Below are 11,446 nucleotides of genomic sequence, written 5' to 3'. Positions count from 1 at the left end.
GTTTCCCGGTCGTCCGACGTAGGATGTGCCGGTCCGGGCCCGCCGCTGGCGGCTGGCGGGGTGTCCATTTCGCTCTGGGCGTTGTCAAGGGCAGAATCTCTAAGGTGACTTTGCAACGCAACGAAGCGAACGGCGAGGGCGTCTCCCCGTTCGTTGAGCTGGACCGGCAGACCTGGTCCCGGCTCGCTGCCCAGATGGAGCAGCCCCTCAACGAAGAGGATGTGCTCCGCCTCCGCGGCCTGGGCGACCCCCTGGACATGAAGGAGGTCCGCGAGGTCTACCTCCCGCTGTCCCGGCTGCTGCACCTCTACGTCGAGGCCGCCAACCAGCTCCACGCGGCCACCACGACCTTCCTGGGCGAGAAGACCCAGCGCACCCCCTTCGTGATCGGCGTGGCCGGCTCCGTGGCGGTGGGCAAATCGACCATCGCCCGCGTACTGCGTGAAATGCTGCGGCGCTGGCCCGGCACCCCGAACGTCGAGCTGATCACCACCGACGGGTTCCTCTACCCCCTCGCCGAACTCAAGCGCCGTCAACTCCTGGAGCGCAAGGGGTTTCCGGAGTCCTACGACCGCCGCGCACTGCTGCGCTTCGTGAGCGAGGTCAAAAGCGGGGCCGAGGAAGTGCGGGCCCCCTGGTACTCGCACGTCACCTACGACATCGTTCCGGGCAAGGAAGTTGTGGTCCGCCGGCCGGACGTGCTGATTGTCGAGGGCCTGAACGTCCTGGCGCCGGCACGCCCGCGGCATGACGGCCGGCAGGGCCTGGCGTTGAGCGACTTCTTCGACTTTTCCATCTACGTGGACGCGAAGACCTCGTATATCGAGGAGTGGTATGTGGACCGGTTCCGCAAGCTGCGTACTACCGCCTTCGCACAGCCCGAGTCCTACTTCCACCGCTATGCGACGCTCTCCGATTCGGAGGCCGAGCAGACCGCCCGGGACATCTGGAAGCGCATCAACGAGCCGAACCTGGAAGAAAATGTCCTCCCCACCCGCGGCCGGGCCCAGCTGGTGCTGACCAAGGACGCCGACCACTCCATCCGACGCATGTTGCTGCGCAAGGTTTAGCACAGGTGTGCCACGACAGCGCCGGCACTTCCCCGGGCTCGGCAACCCCGAGCCGGCGGACGCTCGGGCGCCTGCTCGCGGCGGGAACGGCACTGGCTGTCCTTGCCGCCGTGGCCGGCTGTAGCCCGGGCAGCAGCCCGGAGCCATCCTCCAGCACGGCTGTGCCAACTGAGCGTTCCTCCGCCGCGGTTTCCGCCTCCGGCTCGCCTACGGCGACGACCACCTCCGCGGGCATGGCCACCGCCACCACACCCCCGGCCGACGCAGCGCCGTCAGCCTCCGCGCCTGCGGCTTCCGGACCGGCCGCGTCCGGGCCGGCCGCGTCCGGGCCGGCCCGGAAGCATTCCCTGACCGATCCTGCGAGCCCGTGGGTGGTGGTGAACAAGCACCGGCCGCTCTCCCCCGCCACGTTCGTTCCGCCCGACCTCGTGCAGCCGGCCGTCAGGCTGGCGGTTTCCGGCGAGGCCGCGCAGCTGAACAGCACGACGGCGGCGGCCGCCGAGCGGATGTTTGCAGCCGCCGCGGCGGACGGCGTGATCCTGACCCTGGCGAGCGGCTACCGTTCCTACGCGACCCAGACGGCCACCTACAACGGCTACGCGAACGCCCGGGGGCGCGCCGAGGCGGACACGGCTTCCGCGCGGCCCGGTTACTCCGAGCACCAGACGGGCTGGTCCTTTGACATCGGCGACGGCGGAGGGGCCTGCAGCTTCCAGCCCTGCTTCGCGGAACAGCCGGCCGCCGTGTGGGCCAAGGCCAATGCGCACCGCTTCGGCTTCGTGGTCCGCTACCCCTGGATGGCCCACCCGGTCACCGGCTACTTCTACGAGCCGTGGCACCTGCGCTACATCGGTACCGAGGCCGCGGGCGACATGCACAAGCGCGGCGTCGCCACCCTCGAAGAGTATTTCGGCCTGGAAGCCGCGCCAGCCTACCGCTGAGCCTGCCGGGCCCGGGCTACCGTGGGTTCATGCTGACTGGATTCAAGAATTTCATCATGAAGGGCAACGTCGTTGACCTTGCCGTCGCCGTCGTCATGGGGGCCGCCTTCGGCGCCGTCGTGACCTCCATCGTGGAAGGACTCCTCACGCCACTCATCGGCTTGCTTTTCAACGCCAAAGGCATCGAGGAAATGGCCTGGGAGGGGTTCAAGTACGGCTCCGTCATCTCCAGCATCATCTCGTTCGTGCTGATTGCAGCTGCCATCTACTTCGTGGTGATCCTGCCGATGAACCACATGATTGAACGCCGCAACCGCCGGCTGGGCATCAACCCGGACGTCAAGGAGGAATCGGCCGAGGACCCTCAGATCGCCCTGCTCACCGAGATCCGCGACGCCCTGACCCGCACCGCCCGCTAGCTTCCGGACCAACAAAAGGTGGCCCGCTTCCTCACGGAAACGGGCCACCTTCTTGCGTTCTTGGAGTCAGTCGGCGATGAGCGCCAGGGCAAGCTCGGTCCGGACCACCTGGGCCAGGCCTTCGGCGACTTCCTGGGCGGTGTCCTGGTCCGCGGCTTCCACCATCACCCGGACAACGGGTTCGGTCCCGGAAGGACGCAACAGCACTCGTCCGGTATCGCCCAGCCGTGCCTCGGCCCGGGCCACGGCTTCGGCCACGGCCTCGTCACCCTTGACCCGGGTGCGGTCGACGCCCTTGACGTTGATCAGCACCTGCGGGAGCTTGGTCATGACCGTGGCCAGTTCCTTGAGCGGACGGCCGGTCAGCGCGACCTGGGCGGCAAGCTGCAGGCCCGTCAGGACGCCGTCGCCGGTGGTGGCGTAGTCGGCGAAAATAACGTGGCCGGACTGCTCGCCGCCGAGGTTGAAGCCACCTTCGCGCATGCCTTCCAGCACGTAGCGGTCGCCTACCCCGGTCTCACGGAGGCTGATGCCTGCCTCGCGCAGGGCGATCTTGAGTCCGAGGTTGCTCATCACGGTGGCAACCAGGACGTCGTCCTTGAGCTTGCCGGATTCCTTGAGGGCCACGGCAAGAATGGCCATGATCTCGTCGCCGTCCACCTCGTTGCCCTCGTGGTCCACGGCCAGGCAACGGTCGGCGTCGCCGTCGTGGGCAATGCCCAGGTCAGCCCCGTTGTCCAGGACCGCCTGCCTCAATGGGCCGAGGTGCGTTGAACCCACCCCGTCGTTGATGTTGAGGCCGTCCGGATCGGCGCCGATCAGTATCACCTCGGCGCCGGCCGTCTTGAAGACCTGGGGTGAGCAACCGCTGGCGGCGCCGTGCGCGCAGTCCAGGACCACCTTTAGACCGTCCAGGCGGTGCGGGAGCGTGCCCAGGAGGTGCACGATGTAGCGGTCTTCCGCGTCGGAGAAGCGCTGGATGCGGCCAACTTCGCCACCGACCGGGCGGTACGGCTCCTTGCTCAGCTGTTCCTCGATCGCGTCCTCGACGTCGTCGGGGAGCTTCTGGCCGCCGCGGGCAAAGAACTTGATCCCGTTGTCCGGGGCCGGGTTGTGGGAGGCGGAGATCATCACGCCGAAGTCGGCGTCGAGGTCGGCGACGAGGTACGCGGCGGCCGGCGTTGGCAGCACGCCGGCGTCGTAGACGTCGATGCCGGAGCTGGAGAGCCCGGCCTCCACGGCGGCCGCGAGGAACTCGCCGCTGGCCCGCGGATCGCGGGCGACGACGGCGCGCGGCCTGTTGCCGTTGGTGTTGCGGTCGTGGCCGAGCACGACGGCGGCGGCCTGCGCCAGCTGCAACGCCAACTCTGCGGTCAGTAGGCCGTTCGCCAGGCCCCGGACACCATCTGTTCCAAATAATCTAGACATCGAGCCCAAGTTTAGTCGATCGCGGGCCCGGGTCCGGTTTCCGACCATTGGATACCCGTTAAACGCCGGAAACCCGCCCCGCAGAATGCGGGACGGGCTTCCAGTTCCAACCAGCGGCGCCGGTTGGGAAGGCGCTGTTTAGCGCTTGGAGTACTGCTGAGCCTTGCGTGCCTTCTTGAGACCAGCCTTCTTACGCTCGATGATGCGAGCGTCGCGGCGCAGGTAGCCGGCCTTCTTCAGGGTGGCGCGGTTGTTCTCGGTGTCGATCTCGTTCAGTGAACGGGCGATGCCGAGGCGCAGGGCACCGGCCTGGCCGGAGATGCCGCCACCGTGGATGCGGGCAATAACGTCGTAGGCGCCTTCAAGGTCAAGGATCTTGAAGGGCTCGTTGACGTCCTGCTGGTGCAGCTTGTTCGGGAAGTAGTTCGCCAGCTCGCGACCATTGATGGTCCACTTGCCGGAACCGGGCACGACGCGAACGCGTGCAACGGCTTCCTTGCGACGGCCAACTGCAGCGCCGGCGACGGTCAGTGCCGGACGTTCCTTCTTCGGCGCCGCTGCGTCAGCAGCACCGCTCTCCGAGGTGTAGCTGGTCAGGTTTTCCTCAGCCTCAACGGCTTCGGTGGTCAGTTCTTCGTTCTGAGCCACGATTCTCCTTGATAAAAAGTTGGTTGGTGGCCAGGACTACTGGGCGACCTGGGTGATTTCGAAAGTCTTGGGCTGCTGGGCGGCGTGCGGGTGCTCGGCACCGCGGTAGACCTTCAGCTTGCCCAGCTGCTGTGCAGCGAGGGAGTTCTTCGGGAGCATGCCCTTGATGGCCTTCTCCACGGCGCGGACCGGGTTGGACTCCAGCAGCTCCGCGTAGTTGACGGAGGTCAGGCCGCCCGGGTAACCGGAGTGGCGGTATGCGCGCTTCTGCTCCAGCTTGGCACCGGTGAGGGCGACCTTTTCAGCGTTGATGATGATGACGAAGTCGCCCATGTCCATGTGGGACGCAAAGGTGGCCTTGTGCTTGCCGCGCAGCAGGATTGCGGTCTGGCTGGCGAGACGACCAAGGACAACGTCGGTGGCGTCAATGACGTGCCACTGGCGGTTGATATCGCCGGGCTTCGGGGTGTACGTACGCACGGTGTTTGCCTCGTTCTTGTTCTGGCGTTCTTGTTTTAGGCGTCACGCAAAAGGTGCACCTACTATCTATGCGCTACCGGAACAGAGGTGAGGGCTCCATGTAACCAGTCATCCTGTGGTCTCGAATGTGCACGTTGAGTAGCTATCCTGCAACCGGATTCTCAAGCGGGCACGCATCATCGAGATAGGACACGCACAACGACTACCAAGAATAGCGGAAGCCGGGGTCGTGGGTCAAAATGGGGTTTCCGGTGGCACGCAGCCCTGCGTGCCGTTCAGTTCCGGTACGCCGTGTTCCTGGAGGTCCCGTGCCCGATCCCGCCGTTGCAGGTTCCGCATCGCTGCTGTTCCTCGCGGGAGTCGCCGCCGCCGGACTGTGCCTCGGGCTGCTGGCAGACGTCTTCGTCAGGCGCGCCCTGCCGGAGCTGGGACCCGGCCCCACGCCTGCGCAGCGGACGGCGACGGCGGTTGCCGCCGCGGTGCTTTGCGCCCTCCTGGCCTGGCGGTTCGGCGCCTCTCCGGAATTGCCGGCATTTATGGTTTTGGCGGTTATTGGCGTCCAACTGGCCCGAATTGACGTTATTCATCATTTGCTGCCTAACCGGCTGGTCCTGCCACTCCTGGGAGCCGGCGTTGTGCTGCTCGCAGTGCCTTCGATAGCCCTCGGAGGCTGGGGGCAGCTGGCCCGGGCCCTGGCCGGGGCGGTAATTCTCTTCTTTTTCTACTTCATCTTGGCCCTCATCAGCCCCACAGGCCTCGGAATGGGCGACGTTAAGCTCGCTGCGCCACTCGGCCTGTACTTAGGCCACTTGGGCTGGACCCAACTGTTCTATGGCGGAGCCCTGGGGTTTGTCGCCGGCGGCCTGGTTTCCTTGGTCCTCCTCCTAAAGAACCGCGGAAACAAGCCGAAGGAAGTGGCCTTCGGGCCCTCGATGCTGGCCGCCGCCCTGCTCACCGTCCTGCTCTCCGCGTAGCGCCCTCTCCTGCGCCGCTTGTTGGGTGAACCAGTAAGCCGACTTATCAAAACAAGTAGTCGGCTCCGTAGCGCCCGAAAGTACTGAGTACACGTCCCTCAGAGCGGCAAGTAAACGCTCCTTTTCCACCCAAAAAGTCGGGTAGTCGCATGCATTGCCGGGCCGTTAATCGGCGTGCAAATGTTGTCCCAACGGAGCTCCAGCAGGTAGCAAAGGGGACTTGCTGGAATTCCGTCAAACTATTCAAATCTCTGGAGAAGGACTTTCAAAATGACTGGTCTCATGGTCTCAATGCTCGCTTTTGTTGCCGGCGTCAAGAACAAGCTCGAATCCGAAAAGGGAGCAACCGCGACGGAATACTCGCTGCTGGTGGCGTTCATCGCCTTCGCTGTTATTGGCGGCGCAACCGTCTTCGGCAACCAGTTGAGCGCCTGGTTCACCGAGCTGGGCAACAACGTCCGCGCTTGGTCCAACTAGGCAACTAGTTCCGCCACAGGTCTCAGTAACACCGATTGTGCCGCGTCCGTGTATCGCGGGCGCGGCACAGTTCTTATTTCGTCGACTGCATCTATCCCTGGGGGGATCCAATGAAGCGCAGCAATTTTTCGCCCTGGTTTGGGGCTGAGGGACGCGAGCAGGGGGCGGCCGCAGTCGAGTTCGCCCTCGTTGCACCTATACTCCTCGCCTTGGTGGGCGGGATCATCGAATTCTCTTACATCTACAATTTGCAGATCTCGGTGACCCAGGCCGCCCGCGAGGCTGCCCGGACTATGGCCATCTTCAACGATCCGGCCCGCGCCCAGGCTGCCGCTGTCTCAGGTGCGCCCGGGTTGAATGCGGCAGGCTTCACCTACACCTTCACGGGCGCATGCCCCGCCGGCGGCACGGGCAACGCCAAAGTGGCCGTTGGTTACACCGCAAATTCACTGACCGGGATTTTCGGTGGTTCCGTCACCGTCCACGGAACCGGAGCCATGCGATGCCACGGTTGAGGACTTCGATCCAAGACCAGTGCGGCCTAGGGCGGGAGCGGGGCGCCACCGGCGTGCTTGTAGCAGTGATGATGCTGGTGCTCATAGGAGCCGGCGCCCTGGCCGTTGATGCCGGCCAAATCTACGCCGAACGGGCCCAACTGCAGAATGCAGCGGACGCAGGCGCATTGGCGGCAGCACAGAGGTGCCACGCGGCCGGAACCTGCACAGTTCCCCAGGCTCTGGGCTGGGCCCGCGAACTTGCCGGTCCCAACTCCAACGACGGAGCCTCTGCCGTCGATTCAGTAAACGTGGACCTTTCCCGCGGCCAGGTCAAGGTGGTCACGTCCACCCTGGGCAGCAACGAGGCGGGCTTCCTGACCAAAATCTTTGCCAATGCGCTGAACGCCCCACCCGCAACAGTCCGCGCCGGCGCCACCGCGGCCTGGGCACCGTTGAGCAGCGGCTCCGGATTTCCGCTTGCGATCTCCAACAGCTGCTTCAACCTTTCCACTGCCGTGGCCACCGGAGAGGTACAAAAGATCTCCTACAAGCCGGGCGGAACCTGCACCGGTCCTTCCGGAACGCAAATCCCGGGCGGCTGGGGATGGCTCGACCGGAACTCACCATGCGTTGCCGTGACGGCCACCGGAAACAACCGGGTGGGGTCCGACCCAGGCAACAACCCGCCGACCGACTGCGACACCGTGCTGGGCGGCTGGATCGCCACCATCCTCGCCGGCGGAGAGGTGAAAGTCGCTTTTCCCGTCTTCGACGACGCGAGCAACCAGGGGCAGAACGGCTACTTCCACGTGATCGGTTACGCCACCTTCAAGATGTGGGGCTGGAAATTCGGCAACAACCACAACTACGAATTCCGGAACACAGCCGGCGACCCGAACATGACGAGCGCCCTGGCCTGCAGCGGCGGCAACAACCGGTGCATCATCGGCCAATTCGTGAAATTCGAAACTATTAACTCGACCGGACCTGGTGGCGGCGCCGACTTGGGAACCGTCGATATCAAACTCATCAAATAGGTAATTTCTAAGGAGTTACGATGAAAACACGCCTACTGGGAGGCATCGCCGCATTACTTGTGGCAATTATCGGAACCGTATTGCTGGTCTCATATGTTCAGAACGCTGATAAACGAGCGTTAGCCGGCACGGAAACAGAATCAATCTACATTGTGCAAAAGGCCATTCCGGCCGGAACCGCCGCGGACAAGATTGCGGCAATGGTGACAAAGAAGGAAGTTCCCAAGCTGGCGCTGGCTGACAGCAGCGTCACGGATCTCGCCTCACTGGGCACCAAGGTCACCGCCGTTACCCTCATGCCGGGTGAGCAGCTGCTGTCCACCCGGCTGGTGGAAGAGAGTGCTTTCCTCGGCCCGTCCCGGGTCCAGGTACCTGCGGGCTTCCAGGAGATCACGCTCAAGCTTCCGATCGAGCGCGTCGCCGGCGGCATTTTGAAGGCCGGCGACACGGTGGGGGTTTTCCTCTCGCTGGAAGACGCCGGCGGCAAGGCCGGTGCCAAGGTCAGCAGGACGCAGCAAACTTTCCACAAGGTCCTGGTGACCGCGGCGCAGTTCAGCGATGGGGCGGCCACGCAGACTGGGACCTCCGACACCGCGTCCGGGGCCAGCCAGGTCTCGTCAACCTCCTCCACCAAGGCACAGGGTGACGGCAGCTACCTCATTACCCTGGCCAGGAATTCCGCTGATGCGGAGCGGATCGTGTTTGCCACGGAGTTCGGCAAGGTCTACCTGTCGAAGGAACCGGGCAATGCTGTCGAATCGGGCAAGGGCACAGTCGATGCGGCAGGACTGTTCCGATGAGCCGCTTCGTCCTGATCACGCCCAACGCCGATTTCGAACGGCTGGTCCGGCTGGCTGTCGGCGGAATGCATGGGGACCTCCACGTCTTCAAAGCCGACTACCTGCCAGAGGGCCCCGCCGACATCCTGCGCCAAATGGTCGGCGACCCGCCCGAGGTCCTCATCCTTGGTCCCGGCGTGCCTGTGGCCGACTCACTGAAGCTGGCCGCAGTGGTCGACCTCCAGTATCCGGAGATCAGCGTGGTCCTGGCCGTTAATGCCAGCCCGGAAACCGTGGTCCAGGCAATGCGCGCCGGCGTCCGGGACCTGCTCGATCCCGGAGCCGACCCCGACACCATCCGGGTCATGCTGGAGCGTGCCAGCCTGGCCGCAGCGGGCCGGCGTCGGGGTCTCGGTCCGCAGACGACCGAGCATGCCGACCACGGCTCAGGACGTGTCATCGCCGTGATGTCCCCCAAGGGCGGCGTTGGCAAGACAACGGTCGCCACCAACCTCGCGGTCGGGCTGGGAAAGACCGCGCCGATGGGGGTTGTGATCGTGGATCTTGACCTGCAGTTCGGCGACGTGGCCAGCGGACTCCTCCTTGAACCGGAGTTCACGATCACGGACGCCGTAATGGGGGCCGCAAGCCAGGACTCAATGGTGCTCAAGACGTATCTCACAGTCCATCCTGCAGGCATCTACGCGCTCTGCGCCCCCAGGACGCCCGTGGAGATGGACCGTATCAGTGCGGCCCATGTCTCCCACCTGTTGGAACAGTTGCGGCAGGAGTTCCGCTACATCGTGGTGGACACGGCCCCGGGACTGGGCGAACACGTCCTGGCCACGCTCGAACAGGCGACCGACGCCGTGTGGATCTGCGGCATGGACGTTCCGAGCATCCGCGGTATGCGGACCGGGTTCCAGATCCTCGAAGAACTGAACCTGGTACCGGCCCAACGCCACATCGTCCTCAACATGGCCGACCGCCGGGCGGGACTATCGCTCAAGGACGTCGAAGCCACCATCGGGGCCCCCGTGGACGTCGTGCTGCCGCGTTCCCGGACCCTTCCCTTCTCCACCAACAAAGGCGTTCCCGTCCTTCAGGACGGCGGCCGGGACGCTGCCCTCAAGGGGCTCCGCCAGCTGGCTGACCGTTTTAAGCCGGATTGGGAAGCCAGACCGCACAAGCAACTGCACAGAAGGGCGGTAGTCCAGTGAGCCTCACCGACCGATTCCAGCAACTACGCGGCGGACTTCCGCCCGCCGCGCCCGAGGAAAAGCCGGCCGCCGTCGACGTCTTCGCCTCTCATACGCCACCGGCGACGCTGGGGCGGATCCTGGAAGCGAAGACGGCAGCAGAATCGCACCCCGGATTCACCGAGCTGCAGCAGACCGCGTCCGTGGCCAGCGAGGCGCTGAACGCGCTCAAGGAACGCGCCAGCCAGGCGCTCTTCGAACGGCTCGGATCCCGCATCACCGATTCCTCTATCGATGAGACGGAACTTCACCAGTCGGTCAAGGACGAGTTGAAGGCCGTCGTAGACGAGGAGCAGATCCCCCTCACCGCGGTCGAACGCCAGCGCCTGATCCGGGAGATCATCGACGACGTTCTCGGCCATGGCCCCATCCAGCGGTACCTGGATGATCCCACGGTGACAGAGGTCATGGTCAACCGTTTCGACCAGATCTACGTGGAACGCCAGGGGCAACTCCAGCTGACGGACTCGAAGTTCACCTCCGACGACGCCCTGCGGCGGGTCATCGAAAGGATTGTCTCCAACGTGGGACGCCGGATTGACGAGTCATCGCCGCTCGTGGATGCCCGGTTGTCGGACGGTTCCCGCGTCAACGCCATCATCCCGCCGCTGGCCGTCAATGGACCGGCCCTGACCATCCGGAAGTTCGGCCGGGATCCACTGACCGTGCATGACCTCATTTCGATGGGCAGTCTTTCACCGGAAATGGCGGAGCTGTTGCAGGCCTGCGTGCTGGCCAGATTGAACATCATTGTTTCGGGCGGCACCGGCACCGGCAAGACGACCCTGCTGAACGTGCTCTCCTCGTTCATTCCGAGCTCGGACAGGATCGTCACGATCGAGGACGCGGTGGAACTCCAGTTGCAGCAGGACCATGTGGTCCGGTTGGAGAGCCGCCCGCGGAACATCGAGGGAAAGGGCGAAATTTCCATCCGCGACCTGGTCCGCAACTCGCTGCGTATGCGGCCGGACCGGATTGTGGTCGGTGAAGTCCGCGGCGGCGAGTGCCTCGACATGCTGCAGGCCATGAACACCGGCCACGACGGCTCCATTTCCACCGTGCATGCGAACTCCCCCCGGGACGCGATCGCCCGGCTGGAAACCTTGGTGCTGATGGCCGGCATGGATCTGCCGCTGCGGGCCGTCCGCGAGCAAGTGGCTTCGGCGGTGAACCTGATCGTGCATATTTCCCGGCTCCGTGACGGTTCGCGGCGGGTCACGCACATTACGGAGGTCCAGGGCATGGAAGGCGACGTCGTCACGCTCCAGGATGCCTTCGTGTTCGACTACTCCGCCGGTATCGACGCCGGCGGCCGGTTCCTCGGCAAGCCCATGCCTACCGGTGTTCGTCCGCGCTTCACTGATCGCTTCGCCGAATTGGGAATCCCGATTTCGCCGGCGGTCTTTGGCGCAGCGCCTGCTAGGGGGCGGTAACAGT

General features: G+C 64.7%; 13 protein-coding genes. 10 read left to right on the top strand and 3 right to left on the bottom strand.

The window, feature by feature from the left end; all coding sequences use genetic code 11:
* Positions 1-104 precede the first annotated feature (104 nt).
* The 3 genes from coaA to mscL are packed head-to-tail and all read left to right on the top strand — an operon-like array spanning position 105 to position 2,430.
* Positions 105-1,070: a type I pantothenate kinase gene (gene coaA / locus AB4Y91_RS03070; protein WP_441417068.1), complete on the top strand. Its 966-nt coding sequence runs from the start codon at positions 105-107 to the stop codon at positions 1,068-1,070.
* A 5-nt stretch (positions 1,071-1,075) separates the two neighbouring features.
* Positions 1,076-2,011, top strand: coding sequence for a M15 family metallopeptidase (locus AB4Y91_RS03065; protein WP_441417067.1), 936 nt, complete (start codon positions 1,076-1,078; stop codon positions 2,009-2,011).
* A 29-nt stretch (positions 2,012-2,040) separates the two neighbouring features.
* Entirely contained in the window at positions 2,041-2,430 is a 390-nt protein-coding gene (gene mscL, locus AB4Y91_RS03060) for a large conductance mechanosensitive channel protein MscL (protein WP_441417066.1), read from the top strand.
* Between the two features lie 66 nt (positions 2,431-2,496).
* On the opposite strand, the gene glmM is transcribed toward mscL, so the two are convergent.
* The 3 genes from glmM to rplM all read right to left on the bottom strand — a co-directional run bounded on the left by glmM (position 2,497) and on the right by rplM (position 4,986).
* Positions 2,497-3,858 (bottom strand): phosphoglucosamine mutase, encoded by a 1,362-nt coding sequence (gene glmM / locus AB4Y91_RS03055; protein ID WP_441417065.1) that lies wholly within the window; start codon positions 3,856-3,858, stop codon positions 2,497-2,499.
* Between the two features lie 138 nt (positions 3,859-3,996).
* Positions 3,997-4,506 carry a 30S ribosomal protein S9 gene (gene rpsI / locus AB4Y91_RS03050; RefSeq protein ID WP_441417064.1) on the bottom strand — a complete coding sequence of 170 codons (510 nt, stop codon included), beginning with the start codon at positions 4,504-4,506 and terminating at the stop codon, positions 3,997-3,999.
* Between the two features lie 36 nt (positions 4,507-4,542).
* Positions 4,543-4,986, bottom strand: a complete 444-nt coding sequence (rplM, locus tag AB4Y91_RS03045) for a 50S ribosomal protein L13 (RefSeq protein ID WP_015937805.1) — start codon at positions 4,984-4,986, stop codon at positions 4,543-4,545.
* 308 nt (positions 4,987-5,294) lie between these two features.
* On the opposite strand from rplM, the gene AB4Y91_RS03040 reads away from it, so the two are divergent.
* The 7 genes from AB4Y91_RS03040 (at position 5,295) to AB4Y91_RS03010 (ending at position 11,442) form a co-directional block, all read left to right on the top strand.
* Positions 5,295-5,960 carry a prepilin peptidase gene (locus AB4Y91_RS03040; RefSeq protein ID WP_441417063.1) on the top strand — a complete coding sequence of 222 codons (666 nt, stop codon included), beginning with the start codon at positions 5,295-5,297 and terminating at the stop codon, positions 5,958-5,960.
* Positions 5,961-6,230: 270 nt separating this feature from the next.
* The gene (locus tag AB4Y91_RS03035; RefSeq protein ID WP_441417062.1) at positions 6,231-6,437 is read left to right on the top strand and encodes a Flp family type IVb pilin; all 207 of its coding nucleotides are present in this window, start codon (positions 6,231-6,233) and stop codon (positions 6,435-6,437) included.
* 110 nt (positions 6,438-6,547) lie between these two features.
* On the top strand, positions 6,548-6,952 hold the full coding sequence (locus AB4Y91_RS03030) for a TadE/TadG family type IV pilus assembly protein (RefSeq protein ID WP_441417061.1): 405 nt from the start codon (positions 6,548-6,550) through the stop codon (positions 6,950-6,952).
* 53 nt (positions 6,953-7,005) lie between these two features.
* Positions 7,006-7,971, top strand: a complete 966-nt coding sequence (locus tag AB4Y91_RS03025; protein ID WP_441417060.1) for a Tad domain-containing protein — start codon at positions 7,006-7,008, stop codon at positions 7,969-7,971.
* Between the two features lie 20 nt (positions 7,972-7,991).
* Positions 7,992-8,771, top strand: a complete 780-nt coding sequence (gene cpaB / locus AB4Y91_RS03020) for a Flp pilus assembly protein CpaB (protein ID WP_441417059.1) — start codon at positions 7,992-7,994, stop codon at positions 8,769-8,771.
* Positions 8,768-9,970 (top strand): AAA family ATPase, encoded by a 1,203-nt coding sequence (locus tag AB4Y91_RS03015; RefSeq protein ID WP_441417058.1) that lies wholly within the window; start codon positions 8,768-8,770, stop codon positions 9,968-9,970. The genes cpaB and AB4Y91_RS03015 overlap by 4 nt, the downstream gene beginning before the upstream one ends.
* Positions 9,967-11,442, top strand: a complete 1,476-nt coding sequence (locus AB4Y91_RS03010; RefSeq protein ID WP_441417057.1) for a CpaF family protein — start codon at positions 9,967-9,969, stop codon at positions 11,440-11,442. Before AB4Y91_RS03015 ends, AB4Y91_RS03010 begins: the two co-directional genes overlap by 4 nt.
* Positions 11,443-11,446: the final 4 nt, after the last annotated feature.

Source organism: Arthrobacter sp. YAF16 (genome assembly GCF_052113385.1).
Classification (GTDB): Bacteria; Actinomycetota; Actinomycetes; order Actinomycetales; family Micrococcaceae; genus Arthrobacter.
This window is presented reverse-complemented; position numbering and strand designations above follow the sequence as displayed.

What these genes read in the sequence shown, in the direction of transcription:
- mscL (WP_441417066.1), top strand. Translation starts at nt 2,041, where the DNA reads ATGCTGACTGGATTCAAGAATTTCATCATGAAGGGCAACGTCGTTGAC.
- glmM (WP_441417065.1), bottom strand. Translation starts at nt 3,858, where the DNA reads ATGTCTAGATTATTTGGAACAGATGGTGTCCGGGGCCTGGCGAACGGC.
- AB4Y91_RS03035 (WP_441417062.1), top strand. Translation starts at nt 6,231, where the DNA reads ATGACTGGTCTCATGGTCTCAATGCTCGCTTTTGTTGCCGGCGTCAAG.
- AB4Y91_RS03030 (WP_441417061.1), top strand. Translation starts at nt 6,548, where the DNA reads ATGAAGCGCAGCAATTTTTCGCCCTGGTTTGGGGCTGAGGGACGCGAG.
- cpaB (WP_441417059.1), top strand. Translation starts at nt 7,992, where the DNA reads ATGAAAACACGCCTACTGGGAGGCATCGCCGCATTACTTGTGGCAATT.
- AB4Y91_RS03015 (WP_441417058.1), top strand. Translation starts at nt 8,768, where the DNA reads ATGAGCCGCTTCGTCCTGATCACGCCCAACGCCGATTTCGAACGGCTG.